A 16,960-nucleotide genomic window follows, 5' to 3' on the forward strand; every position below is an offset into this window, starting at 1 on the left:
AAATTAAATAAGAGCAACCCTAACTGGGGTTGCTCTTATAGTTTTGGCTAATTAAAATTTATAAGTAATGTTTGCGAGGAGTGCTCTTTCTTGTTGTGGGTTTATGGTAGTCCACCCTTTGTAATATTCCTTGTTAAAAGCGTTGTTGAGCTTAAGGCCAATTCTATACTTTTCGGCCTGGTAAAAGACAGTTGCATTTGCAATAGTGTATGCTGGTAATATAAACTCACCCGTAGAGGCGTAGTTTATAGCAAATCGCTCACTAGCACCATTAAGACCTGCACCTATACCAAAACCGTCTAGGCTTCCTTCTTGAAACTCATAGTTAGCCCATAAGTTGTAAAGATTTTCTGCTCCAGCTTCTAGTGGTCTACGGTTTAAGATTTCTAGATTATCAGACTTAGTAGTCTCACTGTCGTTATAGCTATAACCAGCGCGTATGTTTAATCCTTTTACTGGGTTTGCATTGATCTCTAGCTCTAGCCCTTTGCTCTCTACCTCTCCACCTTGTATTTTATTAAAAGGAGAAGATGGGTCTGTAATCACACGGTCTTTTACCGTAATGTCATAATAACTTACCGTCGCATTAAGACGGTTGTTAAAGAGATTAGTCTTTACCCCAAACTCCATCTGGTTTGCCTGCTCTGGATCAAACGTTTGTAATGTTTGTGCTCCCTGGCTAGGATCTCCTACAAGTTGTGGTGCTACGTTTGTAAAGCCGTTCTGGTAATTTCCAAAAACAGAAACCTTATCCTTTATAGGTTGGTACACAAGCCCAAACTTAGGTGAGAGCGTAGTCTGGTTATAATCATCATCTAGGTTTGCAAGGTCTCCCTCATTATCAAAATGGTCAAGACGTACCCCTACCATAGCAGAGAAGTTATCTGTGATATCTAGCACATCTGATGCATATACGCTATAGATATGGTACTTAGATTTTGCATTGCTTACTCCTTGTGACGCAAGTGCTGCATCTACCGCCGAGGTAGATAAAGGGTAGCTATCTTCTTCTACGTCTGCAGTAAATGGGTTATCGCCATTTGCACCACCACTAGGGGTTACATTCCCGTAAAAGGCATAGCCTGTACTATTATCTGTACCCGTCTCATTAAAGTAATCTACACCTATCACCACTCTGTTACGTAGGGACGCGAGCTTAAAGTCTCCTATAAAATTTTGCTGTATATCTGTGGTTTGCGTGTTTGCATTCTGCTTACTAATAAAACGAGAGTAGGTATTACCACCTAGAATCCCAAAATCAAATAGGTATGAGTAGTATCCCTCTGTAGAGGTAGCACTTTTTGAGAGTAAGGTCTGTGACTGCCACGTGTCAGACAGTTTATAATCCATCTCTATTCTATAGTTCTGTGTAGGGTTCTGTAGGCTCAAATCGTTACTTGTAAACGATAATTTGTTGTTATACCCTAACTCATCAAGATTTGCTGCCTCTGTAGGTGCGCTTCTATTTAAGAATAAGAATGTTGGGTTGGTCTGTTCTGCCTGAGTGATCTCTCCGTAAAAAGAAAATGAGAGTCTATTATTTACCTTGTATGATAGTGATGGCGCTACAAAAAATGACTTTCTAAAACCTGCATCTTGAAAACTCTGCTCTGTCGTATAAGCCGTGTTAAGTCTAAAGTAAAGATTATCTTCCTTACTTAATGCTGTATTAAAGTCACCTACAATCTGGTTAAGCCCGTAAGTTCCAGAAGTAAAAGAAAGCTCGCCACCTGTACCCACGTAAGGTTTTTTTGTCACCACATTAATGAGACCTCCGTATGAGCTCACTGCGTTACCAAAAAGCGTTGCAGAGGGTCCCTTAAGAACCTCAATGCGCTCAATGTTTGCCGGGTTGATTGTTCCGTTTGTTAATCCAGGGAGTCCGTTTACGAGTTGTGGCTGTACAGAAAACCCACGTAGTGAGTAATAACCTGCTCCATCACCACCGCGACCGGTAGACTGCCATAATTGCTCTACTCCTGTAGCATTTTTTAACGCATCATCAAAGTTTGTAACCACTTGAGACTTTAAAATCTCTGTCGTAACGGTACTGTACACTTGGGTGTTTTCAATATCCTTAAGTGGTAGTTTTGATACATAAGCCGTTTCCTTTCTTGAGAATTTATTACGACGCTCCCCTTCAACAATCACCTCGTTTAAAATCTCGTTACCCTCATACAGTGTTATTGTGCCTAGTGATATATGATCACTTGTGATAGTGATAGGCATTTCTCTAGTTTTAAAACCCATATACGAGAGTTGGAGCGTATAGTCACCTGCTTCAATAGTTGAGATGGTAAAGGCACCATTTTCATTAGTTTGGGTTCCCTGTGTTGTGTTTTTAAGCATCACATTCACACCTAGAAGGGGTGTTTGCGTGTTGTCATTAACAGTTCCTGTAATACTTGCTTTTTGTGCTAGCGCTACGTTTGCTAGTAATAAAAAGAGTAAGATTGGTATGTATCTTTTCATTTGTTTTTATTTAGACTTAATATAAATAGTTAATTTTGTGCAAATGTATATGCGACTTTGGTTTTGACCAAATTATTTATAATAAATCTAAATAAGAATTTTTAACAGCTTGATTTCAAGTGGCTGTCTAGTTGTTTATTCAAGTTTTGAGATGTTAATTGTTGATTATATGATTTGTAATTACGCTTTCGCGAAAGCGTACTCATTATAAAAAAACGGCTACCCAGTAAAGGGTGGCCGTTTTTGTGATATAAGAGTTATCTAAGCCCTAGATAGCCTTAGATGTTCTGAGTTCTATTTGTATCGTTGTATGTTGAGATTTGTGTTACATCACTTTATTTGCCAAATATTTTTGAACTTCATAAACGTCGATACTTTTATTGAATTTTTTACTAACCGAAGGGGTGTTTTCGCTTGAAATCCAGATTTTTAGTTCGGCATCTAAATCAAATGTTCCCGATGTTTCTAAAGAAAACCTTGAGATGCTTTTATAAGGCATAGATTTATATTCACTCTTGCTTCCAGTAAGCCCTTGCACATCAATGATTATTAACCGTTTGTTTGTAAACATAAATGTGTCGCGTAGGAGCTTAAAGCCTAGTTCTATATTTTCATTTTCGACCAGTAGGCGGCCATATTTTTCTGTGAGTTTCTCTGTTGATGCTTCGCTAGCATTTCCTAAAATTTTATTGAAAAGTCCCATATGTGTTTTTGATTTTTTATGTGGTTATTTTTATTGAGGCGAGCTTGATATGATTTGCAGTGTTACATAATTTCAACGCTCTAAGTGATATGCAATATTTTTAATAAAGTAAAACAGCTATTTATGATTAATGATTGGTTTGATTTTCTTGTATCAAATCTAAGGTAAAGCGCATTTGTGTATCTATATTTTTTATGAAATCTTTAAAATTTTGCGGCACGATATAATCTGGTATGATTCCTCTTTTATCTAATTGGTTTTCTCTTTGAGATACATCTTGCTCTATATTATCAATAGAGAAATCTGTGATAATACCAGATTTAGGGAGCACATAGCTTAGAGAGGTGTGCCCGTTGTGCCCGTAGTACCCGCCCATAGTTTCTTCTCCTATGACTATTGAGTTTGCATTGCTCGCTACCATTGCTGCAAAAAGGCTACCAGCCGATGCTACTTCTGGACTCACTAAAAGGTAGATGGTACCCTTAAAAGCATTTTTATGTGGTATTCTTTTTTTCATTTCGCTTGATTCCTTGCTTAGGTAAAAGTTGCCATTTTTCTCTACAGGAAACCTTTGCTGAAAATGACGATTAAACCTCCCCACGCCAAAAGGCCGTAGTGTTTTAGGGACATTAATATCAAGGTGTCGTATTAAGGGAATTTTATTAAAAGCGATCCAGGCTTGTCTACTCTCTTGAAAGTTTCTAGCAGCTACGTATGAGTATGTGATAACATCATTAGGGTCACTTCCTCCGCTGTTTTGACGCACATCAATGATGAGGTTTTCTATACCTGTCATTTTTATTTTTGTAAAAACACTATCAAGAAACTCTTTGTATGCCTTATGTTCTTCTGTAGTTTCATTACCCATACTAAATGTGTTTATGGTTAAAAGACCAGTCTGAGTGTCGAGGTCCTTATAATGATATTTTTGAGATGTATCTAGATCTAAGTAATACAGATTGTCATATGGTTTTGAATGCCTGTTTGTAAACCTTTTGTAATAGCTGTTGTAGCTTACCCCTTCTACACTTGTGGTTTTTGATAATGCGGTATTCTTAGCCTTATAGACAATATTAAAAGTGTTCACTTGTCCATAATGCAGTCTATAATATTTTGAAAAATGTTTTCTTATACCTGTTCTTTTACCCGTGATGTTTAAACCATCTGTTGTGTAATATTTGTAAAGGTTTTTTATAATTTTTGAGATAGGGATGTCATTAATTGCAGTAATCTCAGAACCCAGCGGTATCTCCTTGTTTTCATAATTTATAACCCACTTGCCTTGTATCCATTTTATAGGAAGCGGGAAATATCCATAATTTTCTTTCTCTAGTTTTTCTTGAGTCTTTTTTGGGAGGCTAGTATCATTATGAAGGCTACCTTCATAATCTGTTAGTTTACAAATTATGTTATAAAAGTCACGATGGGTAGCAGCTGTTTTAATCTCATTTTCTGCCCATTTATAAATACTGTCTATTTGTTTTTTTGATCTGTATTTATACAATCCAGAATTTGCTCTTGCTCTTATTTCTTTAAATAGACTTAGGTCTTTCTGCATTTTTTTATAAGAAAATGAGTCGTCAATATTTTGTCCAGATACTGATATAACCGTCATTAAAAAAATGAGAAGTGTTATGTAATTTTTCATTAAAAGGTTAGTTTACTCGCATAACAGCCAGATCGCTTGTGTGATTTGGCAGTACTTAGAAGGTTCTTTATAATAGGATTTAATTGCGTTCTGAAAGGGTTGCAGCTATTTCTAGAGCAGTAGCTTTACTAAACTTGCTGTTTTCTCTATAATTATTAAGGCAATAGGTAATAGCATTGATTCCTCTTTCTTTGTTGAGATTGTGCTCCACAACCGTTTGAGCGATGAGGTAGTTAAAGATTAACGCACCTTCCGGATAGTCTATAACAGATTTTTCTAAAAAAGTGATGGCTTCTTCTGGGCGTTTTAATTTTGTAGTTAACAGGGTAAATGGCCGTTCATAATAAAAGGTGTTTTCATTATAGCCCTCGGTGATCTGCATTTTCCAGCTTGAGAGTGCTTCTTCATACAGTTCAATTTCCTCGTAATATTGGGCTTTTGATGAGTGTATCTCCTCTTTTGAGAAAAACTGGTTTTGTTCTCCTGCCATAAAAGCTTGTTCTAAAAGATTTTTGTCTTTTTTCTCTAAAACAATAGATAGCAGATAATAAAAATCTTCTTCCTTAAGAGTGTATTTAATCCCATAGATGTCTTTAGACAATTTGCTTTTATGGTCTAGGTATGCGCTTAAAGAAAACTGATCTTCTAATAGTCTTTTATCAAAATCATCATAATTTTTAAAATCTGAAAAAACAAATTGTAATGCGTCATTAAGAGATTTGGGAACGAGATCAAGATGCCCTGCATTATAAATGCGGTGTGTAGCTTTAAATTTTTGGTTCTTTGTGGTTTTAAAAACAGTATCCAGCATTTTACCTGTATCTAGTCTATCTATATTATCCTTAAGTCCAGAAGAAACAAAGTAATAAGTGTCACGCAACTGTGAATCATTAAGATATGAATGTAAGTAATCTGTCTGTTTTTTAAGCAAATCTGGTGTAATTGCTATAAAGCCATTAAAATTGGCTTCTTTTTTTGATATCATTTCATTTACAAACGTAGCTGTATTAGAGTGTCCTATAAGTGTATTAAAGCCAGATGTGGCATATAGCTTATTAATCATAGGTACAATTTCTAGAAGTAAATGATTTTTTAGAGCGGCAGGCCCCTCCAGAAACTTAGTTACAGGCACCCTTACATCATTACCATAATTAGGCATTGTTTCATAATTTCTATTAGTGTGATTAATACCCACAATAATGCAATCTGGTATCACATCATAGTCCATTAAAAAAGTACTGTAACTACTTGTTATAGGGAATAGCTCATAACCATCTAGCGCATAAATAACAGGGTAACTCTTATCTTCACTATACGTCTTAGGTAAAAGAACTTCTATCGTTCTCTGGGTCTTAAAATAGGCAGAGTTTAAAGTTTTTGTAATAGCTGCTTTGTTATTCTCACTATGAGTTTGAGCAGCTGCTATAGCTACTAGAAAAACAAAAATTAGATTTAATGTGTGTTTGTGTACTACTTTCATAAGAGTGTTATGCGATTCTTTATGCTGTATACTATTATTTTTTATACTAAAATAACCTTACTTTATAACTTGCTGAATACTAGTTGTAAAGTAAGGCTTTAGTCTTTAGTTATTTACTCATTTATTTGAAGAAACAGTGAGTTACATAACTCCTCTACAGCATCATTATAATCTGCAGCATTTGATAATACGAGAACACCTATTTCTTTTTCTTTATCCAGCATAAGCATAGAAGAAAACCCACCTGTGCCACCATTGTGATTTAACACGCTAAAACCTTCTGCCTCATAAATATTCCATCCCAGTCCCATAAAAAAACCATTACCTATATTAAATGTTTTTGCTTGCGCGAAATTAAATACTTCATCATTTTCGAGATTTTTAAGCATAAACTTAGACATATCTGTAACAGACGATTTTATAGAGCCGCCAGCCGCAGTTGTCTCAGAAAAATCCCAGTGAGAAACAACATTTCCGTTGATATCTCTAGGCTCAACAAGCTTTGAAGCGTCTACATTACCTCTTACTGTTGTCGTACTAGTCATTCCCAAGGGATTGAAAATAATATCTTGCAACAGTTCTTCATAGCCTACATTCCTTTTACGCGCTAGCGCATACCCCAGTACACCCATACCTAGATTTGAGTAGGCATACTCTGTACCGCTAGGGGAGTTAAGAGTCACACTATTCTCTAGGTAACTCTGCAAGTTTTCAGCACTATAGTTTACATATGGGTTGTTAATGTTAAAATCTACAACCTCATTTGCATTAGTAGGTAGTCTTGGTAAACCTGATGTATGATTTGCTAGTTGTTCAAGTGTAATGTCACCTCCTTGTGTTATTGTAAATTCAAATTGATCTTGCAGTGTTTCATTTAGTGAAGCCTCATTAGTTGCAATCATTTTTGAGAGACACACTCCTGTAAATGCTTTAGTGATGGAGCCTATTTCAAAAACACGATCTGCATTATTAATCCCTTTTAACACATTATTGTCGTTTATGACACCTAGATATTCTGTAGTTCCATTATGTACAAGAGCAATAGCCACTTGTGTATTTATAGGTAAACTGGCAATATCCTCTTCTATAATGCTTACATAATTTTGATTTTCAATAGCAGTACTTAATTCACTTGGTATTGTACTGTCATCATCATTGTCACAACTTGTACATAAAAAAGTTGCTAGTGCAATAAGCAGCACAGTTTTTGCTATTTGAGCGTTGCTTGTTTGTTTTCGTAGTTTTTGCATAATAAAATTGTTTTGACACAAATCTATTGATGCATAGGTGTTTGGAAGTTCCAAAACCTCTAGTCTGCACAAGTTGGTACTTATTTATGCAATTTTCGATAGGCATTTGGAGTCATACCTGTAATTTTCTTAAAGGAGTTATGAAAAGTAGTCTTTGAAGAAAAACCACATTCTAGACCTATTGCCAGTAAACTGTAGTTTTGAAACTCTTCATTTACGATGATCTTCTTGATTTCGGCCACTCTATAGCGATTGATGTATGTAGAAAAATTGTAACCCGTAATAGCGTTTACAATTTGAGAAACATAACTAGGGCTAATGTTTAAAAGCGCAGCAACAGCATTTCTGTCTAGGGTATGGTCTCGATATATTTTATCTACAGTACAAAGCTTTTCTAATTTTTGAAAATAAATATTATCTGCTGTTATTGTAGTTTGAGTTTTTATATCCTCAGTTTTTATAGGAGTAACCATTTTATTAGGTAACGGGCTAGCATCATTTGATACTTGAGAGAAAAACAATCTATTTATTTTTTTCCGGTCATTTACAAGCTTAAGCTTGTAGATACCCGAGTATGCCACCCAGTGTATGAGTATGGTAGATAAAAGTGCTAGTGTTTGTAGCGCATTTATAACGTCACTTTCTATAGCTGTACTTATGATTACTAATAGCATAAGGAGCCCGAGTATGGCGACTTCAAAATACCATAAATAGGTCAACCATTTTTTTTCATTTTTGTCTTTAGCATATTGAATAACTTTATAAGTCTTGATGAGTATAAGAGGGTAAAAGATGATAAAGACAATAAACATACATAGCACTAAAAGCCCTCCTAGAATATCAAAAACATAGATCTCACTAGTAAATTCACCACTCATAGTAAACTCCACAAAATTGAAAACTAATGTCGAGGCAAGTGCTGGTATAAATAACCAATACACTTTCTTTGGATTTACAGGAGCGTTATCTACCTGTGCCGCTATAAACAAGTAAATAAAAACGGGTAGTAAAGCCTCGGTATCAATATTTTCTAACACAACAAGTAACGGGTATACGGCTACTACCTCTGTAATATCAAGAGTGATTTTAAGTAAAGACCAAGACAGCGATAAAATGGCAAAGGCCAGAAACTTATTTGCCCTGCTCTTAAAAAAAGGTGAAAACAGCAATATAAGGCTCATCAAAACACCTTGAAATATTGCAATACTCAGAATGATAAGTTTAATCATTATATAAATTCAGGTGAGGTAGTGATGGTTATATCAAATATCATTAAGCTATAAAACAAGTAAAAGCCATAAAAATCCTGAGTAGGTATTCTCGTAGCAAAAAATGCAAAAAGCACTTCTCAAAGGTATTAAAATCAATGAGATCATTCTTTTAATTAAACAGTATTAATCTAAAGGCGATGTACCTTAAAGCAATAACTAAATCCCTTTAATTTTTTTTCCGCTTTCGCGAAAGCGCACTCATAATAAAAAAACGGCTACCCAGTAAAGTGTGGCCGTTTTTGTGATTTTAGGGCTTGAAGCTTGCGCTGCGCATAGCCGAAGAGGGCTTGTTTTTTAACTCAGTTCTTTGTTGTAAAACAGTTGTCTATTCAATTTTTAATTTTAGTGTATCAAATGAATCTGCTTTAATAGCTATAAGGCCATATTTTGTTTCACCATTTTTAATAATAGTGCCGTTTAGGTTATAGTCTAATAGTTCTTGCTTGAATTTCTTATTTGCAGAGCTTGCTGCAATCATATTACCACCAGCAAGACCTGGACCCAATATGACCCCAATGGGTGTTGTGCTTGGTTTTTCAGGGAACCTGCTTGATTTTGTTTCTGTCGGGTACAAATTAATAGGTGTGAGAAGTAAATACCACAAATAAGATGCTGGACTTTGTTTAAGAGTTTTAAAAGCTTTTTGATTTTCCATCACATAAACCTCTGTGCCATTTTCGAAAGTTAGGGTTGCATCTCTTCCGAACATTACAGCTTTACCCGAATTATTAGTTATTCTAATGGCAACTAATTTCACTCCTTTTTTCTCCTCCTTTTTTGCATTTTTTTTGTGAAGTAAATCATACTTGTATTCAAGTTTTACATTGCCAGATTCATTTGTCGTATTATAATCTATGGTTGTAGGCTCAATAATTTTGTAGCCAGACGCACAACTCATAAAAGAACAGCTAGCAATTAATAAAAGGATGATTTTAATAATTCTCATTTGTTTGTCTAGGTAGACTTGTTTTTTAACTCAGTTCTTTGATAGTCAACGTATTTTGATTTTTCAAATGGTCTTTTATCTGAAGTGTTGATTTTATATTGTTCTAAAGCCTCTTCCAGAGTAAGATCTGTTGGCATATTTTCAACGAATGTCATAACTGATGTAAATATAAACGGTATGTTGCTTCTTGAATTAAAATCAGATTTTGTTGCAATGTCATCTAATTGATCAGCATTCCATTTTTTTCTTATTCTATTGGCGCTCTCATATTTTTCTTTAGTCAAATTTGGAAGCCATATTTTGTTATTTAGAGAATCTGGCAACAAGTGATGTCTATATTGCCAAGTTGAGTAAACCTCAAAATCTCCTTTATCTTTATCATTTTGGAAATGCAGGTAAGCGATTGCCTGTTCAGGATCAAATCGTCCCTCATTTACTGCCTTGCAAAGAATTGGTTCAAGATCAATTATATTTTTATTACTGCTTCTTTTTTGAGATGTATGAACTAAAACCACATCGTGATTTTGCCCTCTTAAAGATTTTCTAAAACCGAGCTCCATCTGAGAAGGAAAGCCAACAGAATCTGCTATTGAAAGTATCCTGTTCATATTAATCACTCGATTAGCTTGAATAGTGTCATTATGAGTATCATACATAGGTCTGAATAATTGATCTCTTTCATAAATTGACTTGAATTCGTTTCTTAATCTTGAATCATATTCAATCGTTCTTTGCTCTATAAATGAATTCCAAAGATTTTCACCTATATAGGTGCTGACAAAAATTGACTTTAGCAATTCTAAATCATCAGAATTATTTATAAGTAGTTGAAGGTTTAAATTTCTTTCATCAAAATTATTAGAGAGTTGATTTGAAAGTGCGGCATTATAAACATCTCCACCAAAAGGTTTTTTGATTTCTCTAAATGCCAATGAGTAATTTTTGGATGCTCTATCGAAATCACCATTACAAATTGCAATTTCAGCTTTATTAGTTAGCGTGTAATATGCAGTAATTGCTTCATTATTGTAGCTGCATTTTGTTAATTCTGTGATGGCAGCATTATCAGACTTACTATTGGTCTCATTACGGTTTTTACAACTTATTTGAATTGTCAGAATAATTATAATGATTGTTATTCTCATTCTTTAATTTTTATGGTGACCAACGGTCTTGTGTATGAAACGTAGCGTATAAAAAGACACTAACTTTTAAGATTAAGACAGAGCCAGATTTTTATGTTTTGTTTTTAATTTTTCTATTCTAAAAGTAACTTTTAAATAGGCTTGATTTTTAACTCAGTTCTTTGTTAGTCAACTTTTAGGTTGTAAAGTTTCTCTCTGTGTCTTTCAAGATATTTTTTGTTTCCAACTGATAGATTTAATATTTTTTCCGTTCCCATTATCCCAAGCTTTATATAATCTTCTTTAGGATAAACGTTTGATAAAATAATTTCACCATTATTTTTAAATGAAATGTAGTATTTGTCAAATAAAGCATCATAAATTGGAGAAAGTAAAATTCCATTATCTACATCTAATCTTTCTTCATTGTTTGATTCTCTCCAAGGAATAATATGGGATGCAATTAACACTTCCGTTAGATTTGATTTAGTAATAGCACACTGATTATTCCATCGCTTAAGAATCCTTCTTCTATATTCACCTTGACCAACTCTTGAAGTTACTAGTCCTTTTCTAGATGTTACGTCAGGAATAGAATATTTTTCTTGATCTTCTTCAAATTTTGTGATCTTTTCAATCTTAACTTTCGCAATTGAAAATAATTTATTAGCTAAGGAATTACTTATTTCATATAAATACCCTTGATTTGCTTTCTTAGTATTATTCAAAGGTGAATACTTTTCAGGAAGTAAATCTAATATTTTTTCAAAATTTGATTCAATATTAATTGGACTATAAAAGCTCTGATATTCTGCATCAGCCATTAATCCTTTAATTGCCCATTCAACATCTTGCGAGAACTCTGAGGGAATAGGAGAGTTGTACGCTTTTGATGTTATAATGCAATAACCAAGAATATTACCTTTAAAATAGTTGAAAACAATATCATTGGGTTTCAATTTAGACATATTTGTCCAGTGGAATAGGCTTTTTCCTTTCGTGTTTTTTATGGGTGCCCATAAATATCCACCAGCTTTCTCTTCTTTATAAGTTTTTCCTTGGTTTACCCAATAGTGCATATTTGTTTTTTAATGTTGGCTAACGGTCTTATGTATGAAACGAAGAATCTAAAAAGACGCTAACTTTTCAGATTAAGCACAAGCCAGATTTTTAAATTTTACTATTTATCTTTTTTATTGGAAATCGTCAAATTTAAAAATTTGGTGACTTTCCAAATATGCTTTAACTTTAGTTAAGTAACTAATTAGCTATGAGTTATATGTGTTGTTTTAAACTGGATTTACCCCAAAGGTTTAATGTTTTCCTCAAATCTTTTTATTGCCGTTTCCTTGTTTAAATGATTTGGAAATGCGTTTAATATTTTCGTATATTCTTCTATTCCGATGGCTTTTACGATGTATGCTTCGTGTAAAAAATTCAGATAATAAATTAGCTCTCCTAAACTCGTATGGAAACTTTTAAAATCAATGTCCGCATTTACAAAACTTTCTATATCTCTATAATTGGCTTTAATTCTTAAACGGTATAATAAATTGAAAACAGATGTTGTTGGAATTGTTGTGTAAATCATATCCCAATGTTCTTTTTTAAAAGACTTCCTGAATTCTCCTTTTGCATTTTTAAAACGTTTGTCTTTCTGTTTTTCGAATCGTTTTCGTTTGTCTTCTGCGTTTTTTTTTCGCGTTGTTTTCAAGAATGTAGCTAATTGTAATTCCGCATCTTCTAAACAATCTATTTTGCTTAAAACACTATTATCTCTCGGAAATCCTTTAAAATTTGGCAGTCCCTTATATTCAAACTCATCTTTCAGTCCAGCTGTGTAAAAACTTATTGCAGAAGGATAATGACCATCTTTAACTGAATTACCAAAAAGTTTGATAGATTTTTCGTGTTGTTCATTTGCAGTTCCTTGCGTCTCGTGAAACGCTGTCATTGACAAGTAAACAGAATAATAGGCTTGAGGGAAATTCCAATGAAGTGAAAACTTATAATAGTCGTTATTATTAATTTTTTCGCCAATTCGATATGCGTATTCTGTGCTCCAAGAATTCCAAAGTAGTTTTCTTACTTGCTCAATATCAAATTCTGTATTCTTTATTTTTATGTCATTGTAATATTGGATTTTCTTTAATTTAAATCTATCATCATTACAATTTATGCAATAGACAATTGAAAAGAAGTGGTTGAAAAATACTTTTGACGGAATAGATTTAGCTTGTTCAGCTCGCATTTTTAATATTCTCTCCCTAGATACTGTTAATCCCATAGGTTTGTTTAGCTTGTTTACAACGTCTCCGTATATGAAACGTAGCGTGTAAATGAGCGCTAACTTTTCGGATTATACAGGAGCCGAATTTTTAAATTTTTCTTTTTATCTTAATATTTTCAAAAAGCCAAATTTAAAAATTTGGCGGTCTTAGCAGATGCGCAAAAACCTCTCGGAAAGCCTATTATAGCTATGTTTTATATACATTGTTGCCCACAGTTATTTTCCGTCAGACGATTTTTTTTAATCATTTGTCGTGTTTGAATTGTGAAATCAAACCAAAACGAATAAAATCTAATTCCGTATAAAATGGATTTGGTTCAAGTCCGAATTTAGATAAATATTTGTCAAATACTTGAATATACAAACTATCATATCCTGCTATTTTTTCGTAAACAACAAGTCCCTTTTCATTTAGCATATTTAATATTTCACTCGAAAGTTCTTTCGCTGAAACAATGTCTTTCGCTTCGTAAAACTCTTTGAACTTTGTATTTAGTCTTTCTTTGAACATATTTATTTTTAATTAAATGAATTTAACATATTATCTGTTTCGTCCATAAATTTTTCAAATGTATAATTTGATATTCCTGCGACTTTTTCACAAATATTTTCGGCCACCATAATCTCTTTTTGAGAAGGAATACCGCCTTTGACCAATAAATCAAAAACAAATGAGAAGAAAAATCTTTTTCCTTTTGAATCAAGGGATTGCATTGTTGCTTGAACAGAAGAAGGTGTTAAAATATTTGAATAACTATTCCAACGCTCTTGATTTAAATTAAAATCTTCGCTTAATATTTTAGCAATCAGAATTTTTTGAGATTGTCTTTTAGCAGTATTTACATTATTACTTCCAACAGATGAAATCATTTCTAAACAAGCAGTTACTGCCAATTTCTGTTCTGTATTGAAAATTTCATTTATTACATATGAACTACTATTTTGTTTTTGAACTTGATTATTTGCCAAACTATCTACTGTAACTCTTCTGACTGGTTTTTTCGAACGTGCTTCACTTATCAATTTACGTTCAGCACGTTTATTTGAAACTAAAATATATATTATGATGGCGAACATCACAAACCCTAAAGGAATCATAAACATAATGTGTCTTTTTTAAGTGTATTAGTATTCACAGGCGTTTTTTTAATTGTGGGCAACTAGCGCATAACAACAACTTCACTATTTATGGCTCCTAAGCCCAGTAAAACTGTATGCCAGCTAGTTATTTTAGTTTAATAAGTCGTATCTCGTTTTTGGTTGCATAAACGCAACTTTGTAAACAGCTACGCTACAGTGCTCTAAAATACAGTACTGCTATCATACTTCTTTACGGTTTTCCTTATTCTGTACACATTTTTATAAATATTTTCTTACAAAAGGGGTTGTAGGGTGTGCGTGGTAACTTTCGCGAAAGCGTACCACAAAAAAAATCGGCTACCCAATAAAGGATAACCGATTCTTTAAAAATCAATTAAATCGTTATAAGGTGCTTAGTCCCTTTTACGATCGTCACGTCTGTTATCGCGACCACCACGATTATCACGACCACCGCGATTGCGATCGTTGTTTTCTCTAGGTGGGCGTGCTACATATCCTTCTGGCTTTTCCATAAGGGCCTTACGAGATACTTTCTCTTTACGTGTGCGCTTGTCTATACCAAAGTATTTTACATCTAGCTCTTCACCCATAGAGAGTACGTCACTAGCGTTTTCTGTACGTTCCCAAGCGATCTCAGATACGTGTAGTAATACCTCATTACCAGGAGCATCTAGATACTCTACTACGGCTCCAAAGTCTAGCATCTTGATTACCTTCACCTTGTATGTGTTACCCACAACTGGCTTAAAGGTAATAGAGTCTATCTTTGCAAGAACGGCGTCTATACCGGCTTGACCTGTACCTAGTATCTCTACAACACCTTCTTCTGTTACAGGGTCTTCGTTTATCACGATAGTGGTACCTGTCTCTTTCTGAAGTTCTTGTATTACTTTACCACCTGGGCCTATTAAGGCACCTATGTACTCATTTGCAATACGTACACCTACCATCTTAGGAGCGTATTCTTTTACGTCTTCACGTGGTGCTGCAATGGTATCTGTAAGTTTCTCAAGGATGTGTAAACGACCTGCACGTGCTTGTTGTAGTGCATTTACTAGTATCTCATAAGAGAGTCCTTTTACTTTAATATCCATCTGGCAAGCCGTAATACCGTCTGCCGTACCGGTTACTTTAAAGTCCATATCTCCCAGGTGATCTTCATCTCCTAGTATGTCTGAAAGTACTGCATATTTACCAGTCTCTGCATCTGAGATAAGTCCCATTGCAATACCAGATACTGGCTTAGTCATCTGTATACCTGCATCCATCATTGCCATTGTACCTGCACATACCGTTGCCATAGAAGAAGAACCGTTTGATTCTAATACTTCAGACACGACACGTACTGTATAAGGACAATCATCTGGTACCATTCCTTTAAGACCACGTTGTGCAAGGTTACCGTGACCTACCTCACGACGTGAAGTACCACGTATAGGTCTTGCCTCACCAGTACAGAAAGGAGGGAAGTTATAGTGTAAGTAAAAACGCTCTTCACCCTCGTGGCTAGGCATATCTATCTGGTTTGCATCTCTAGAGGTACCTAGGGTTACTGTTGCTAGTGCCTGAGTTTCTCCACGTGTAAATACGGCAGACCCGTGTACAGATGGTAAGTAATCTGTCTCACACCAGATAGGGCGTATGTCTACCGTCTGGCGACCGTCTAGACGTAGTCCCTCATTAAGGGTAAGGTCACGTATTGCAGCCTTTTCTGCACTGCGGTAGTACTTAGACACAAGATCTCCAAAATCTTCAAGCTCTTCTTCTGAGAAGGTAGCTTTGATCTCTTCTTTAATTTGAGAAAAAGCCATTCCTCTTTCTTTCTTTGAAGAACCAGCCTTTGCGATAGCATATACTTTATCATATGCCATATCGTGTACCTTCTTCTTAAGATCTTCATCTTCACGCTCTGCTGGGTACTCACGTACTTCTTTGCGTCCTACAGCTTCTGCAAGTCTCATTTGAGCCTCACACTGTACTTTAATGTGCTCGTGAGCAAACTTAATTGCGTCTGCCATTTCTTCTTCAGAAATCTCATCCATCTCACCTTCTACCATCATCACAGACTCTGCAGAGGCACCTATCATCATATCGATGTCAGACTCTTCTAGCTGTGCTCTTGTAGGGTTAATGATAAACTCACCATTTACACGACCTACTCTTGCCTCTGAGATTGCACACTCAAAAGGGAAGTCAGATAGTTGTATTGCTGCACTTGCTGCAAGACCTGCCATTGCATCTGGCATTACGTCATCATCGTGAGACATAAGCTGGATCATTACCTGAGTTTCAGAGTGGTAATCTTTTGGGAAAAGTGGGCGTAGTACACGGTCTACTAGACGCATCGTTAATACCTCACCGTCAGACGGGCGTGCTTCTCTCTTAAAGAAACCACCTGGGTAACGTCCTGCTGCTGCAAACTTCTCGCGGTAATCTACCGTAAGTGGTAAGAAGTCTACGTCTTTACTCTCGTAGTTAGACACTACTGTACAAAGCATCATACACTTTCCAGACTGTACTACTACAGATCCGTGTGCTTGCTTTGCAAGTTTTCCTGTTTCGATAGAGATTTCTCTTCCATCACCAAGGTCAATGACCTCTTTGTAAACCTTTGGAATCATAAAATGTGTTTTTCCTTCCCGAGTATATCGGGAGATTTTCTCGCGGTATGAGGA

The 16,960-nt window shown here is 35.0% G+C and carries 13 protein-coding genes; all 13 read right to left on the bottom strand.

Annotated elements, in window-relative coordinates; all coding sequences use genetic code 11:
• Positions 1 to 51 precede the first annotated feature (51 nt).
• The gene (locus ABVM49_RS08020) at positions 52 to 2,472 is read right to left on the bottom strand and encodes a TonB-dependent siderophore receptor (RefSeq protein ID WP_405201432.1); all 2,421 of its coding nucleotides are present in this window, start codon (positions 2,470 to 2,472) and stop codon (positions 52 to 54) included.
• Between the two features lie 325 nt (positions 2,473 to 2,797).
• Complete coding sequence (locus ABVM49_RS08025) at positions 2,798 to 3,175, bottom strand: PH domain-containing protein (protein WP_035325323.1); 378 nt, start codon at positions 3,173 to 3,175, stop codon at positions 2,798 to 2,800.
• Between the two features lie 127 nt (positions 3,176 to 3,302).
• The gene (locus ABVM49_RS08030) at positions 3,303 to 4,823 is read right to left on the bottom strand and encodes a S41 family peptidase (RefSeq protein ID WP_405201433.1); all 1,521 of its coding nucleotides are present in this window, start codon (positions 4,821 to 4,823) and stop codon (positions 3,303 to 3,305) included.
• Between the two features lie 79 nt (positions 4,824 to 4,902).
• Positions 4,903 to 6,303 (bottom strand): alpha/beta hydrolase, encoded by a 1,401-nt coding sequence (locus ABVM49_RS08035; RefSeq protein ID WP_405201434.1) that lies wholly within the window; start codon positions 6,301 to 6,303, stop codon positions 4,903 to 4,905.
• Between the two features lie 113 nt (positions 6,304 to 6,416).
• Positions 6,417 to 7,553, bottom strand: a complete 1,137-nt coding sequence (locus ABVM49_RS08040; RefSeq protein WP_405201435.1) for a serine hydrolase domain-containing protein — start codon at positions 7,551 to 7,553, stop codon at positions 6,417 to 6,419.
• Between the two features lie 80 nt (positions 7,554 to 7,633).
• Complete coding sequence (locus tag ABVM49_RS08045; RefSeq protein WP_405201436.1) at positions 7,634 to 8,782, bottom strand: helix-turn-helix domain-containing protein; 1,149 nt, start codon at positions 8,780 to 8,782, stop codon at positions 7,634 to 7,636.
• Positions 8,783 to 9,149: 367 nt separating this feature from the next.
• A complete protein-coding gene (locus tag ABVM49_RS08050; protein ID WP_405201437.1) occupies positions 9,150 to 9,770 on the bottom strand; it encodes a hypothetical protein in 621 nt (206 codons plus the stop codon).
• A gap of 8 nt (positions 9,771 to 9,778) precedes the next feature.
• A complete protein-coding gene (locus ABVM49_RS08055) occupies positions 9,779 to 10,915 on the bottom strand; it encodes a hypothetical protein (protein WP_405201438.1) in 1,137 nt (378 codons plus the stop codon).
• A 164-nt stretch (positions 10,916 to 11,079) separates the two neighbouring features.
• A complete protein-coding gene (locus ABVM49_RS08060; RefSeq protein WP_405201439.1) occupies positions 11,080 to 11,973 on the bottom strand; it encodes an HNH endonuclease in 894 nt (297 codons plus the stop codon).
• A gap of 221 nt (positions 11,974 to 12,194) precedes the next feature.
• Positions 12,195 to 13,181: a hypothetical protein gene (locus ABVM49_RS08065; RefSeq protein WP_405201440.1), complete on the bottom strand. Its 987-nt coding sequence runs from the start codon at positions 13,179 to 13,181 to the stop codon at positions 12,195 to 12,197.
• Positions 13,182 to 13,428: 247 nt separating this feature from the next.
• Positions 13,429 to 13,695 (bottom strand): hypothetical protein, encoded by a 267-nt coding sequence (locus ABVM49_RS08070; protein WP_405201441.1) that lies wholly within the window; start codon positions 13,693 to 13,695, stop codon positions 13,429 to 13,431.
• An 8-nt stretch (positions 13,696 to 13,703) separates the two neighbouring features.
• Entirely contained in the window at positions 13,704 to 14,288 is a 585-nt protein-coding gene (locus ABVM49_RS08075) for a hypothetical protein (protein WP_405201442.1), read from the bottom strand.
• Between the two features lie 389 nt (positions 14,289 to 14,677).
• The gene (locus ABVM49_RS08080; RefSeq protein WP_405201443.1) at positions 14,678 to 16,906 is read right to left on the bottom strand and encodes a polyribonucleotide nucleotidyltransferase; all 2,229 of its coding nucleotides are present in this window, start codon (positions 16,904 to 16,906) and stop codon (positions 14,678 to 14,680) included.
• Positions 16,907 to 16,960: the final 54 nt, after the last annotated feature.

This window comes from Dokdonia sp. LLG6352-1, from assembly GCF_045055815.1.
GTDB classification, from domain to species: Bacteria; Bacteroidota; Bacteroidia; order Flavobacteriales; family Flavobacteriaceae; genus Dokdonia; species Dokdonia donghaensis.

What these genes read in the sequence shown, in the direction of transcription:
- ABVM49_RS08020 (WP_405201432.1), bottom strand. Translation starts at nt 2,472, where the DNA reads ATGAAAAGATACATACCAATCTTACTCTTTTTATTACTAGCAAACGTA.
- ABVM49_RS08025 (WP_035325323.1), bottom strand. Translation starts at nt 3,175, where the DNA reads ATGGGACTTTTCAATAAAATTTTAGGAAATGCTAGCGAAGCATCAACA.
- ABVM49_RS08030 (WP_405201433.1), bottom strand. Translation starts at nt 4,823, where the DNA reads ATGAAAAATTACATAACACTTCTCATTTTTTTAATGACGGTTATATCA.
- ABVM49_RS08035 (WP_405201434.1), bottom strand. Translation starts at nt 6,303, where the DNA reads ATGAAAGTAGTACACAAACACACATTAAATCTAATTTTTGTTTTTCTA.
- ABVM49_RS08040 (WP_405201435.1), bottom strand. Translation starts at nt 7,553, where the DNA reads ATGCAAAAACTACGAAAACAAACAAGCAACGCTCAAATAGCAAAAACT.
- ABVM49_RS08045 (WP_405201436.1), bottom strand. Translation starts at nt 8,782, where the DNA reads ATGATTAAACTTATCATTCTGAGTATTGCAATATTTCAAGGTGTTTTG.
- ABVM49_RS08050 (WP_405201437.1), bottom strand. Translation starts at nt 9,770, where the DNA reads ATGAGAATTATTAAAATCATCCTTTTATTAATTGCTAGCTGTTCTTTT.
- ABVM49_RS08055 (WP_405201438.1), bottom strand. Translation starts at nt 10,915, where the DNA reads ATGAGAATAACAATCATTATAATTATTCTGACAATTCAAATAAGTTGT.
- ABVM49_RS08060 (WP_405201439.1), bottom strand. Translation starts at nt 11,973, where the DNA reads ATGCACTATTGGGTAAACCAAGGAAAAACTTATAAAGAAGAGAAAGCT.
- ABVM49_RS08065 (WP_405201440.1), bottom strand. Translation starts at nt 13,181, where the DNA reads ATGGGATTAACAGTATCTAGGGAGAGAATATTAAAAATGCGAGCTGAA.
- ABVM49_RS08070 (WP_405201441.1), bottom strand. Translation starts at nt 13,695, where the DNA reads ATGTTCAAAGAAAGACTAAATACAAAGTTCAAAGAGTTTTACGAAGCG.
- ABVM49_RS08075 (WP_405201442.1), bottom strand. Translation starts at nt 14,288, where the DNA reads ATGTTTATGATTCCTTTAGGGTTTGTGATGTTCGCCATCATAATATAT.
- ABVM49_RS08080 (WP_405201443.1), bottom strand. Translation starts at nt 16,906, where the DNA reads ATGATTCCAAAGGTTTACAAAGAGGTCATTGACCTTGGTGATGGAAGA.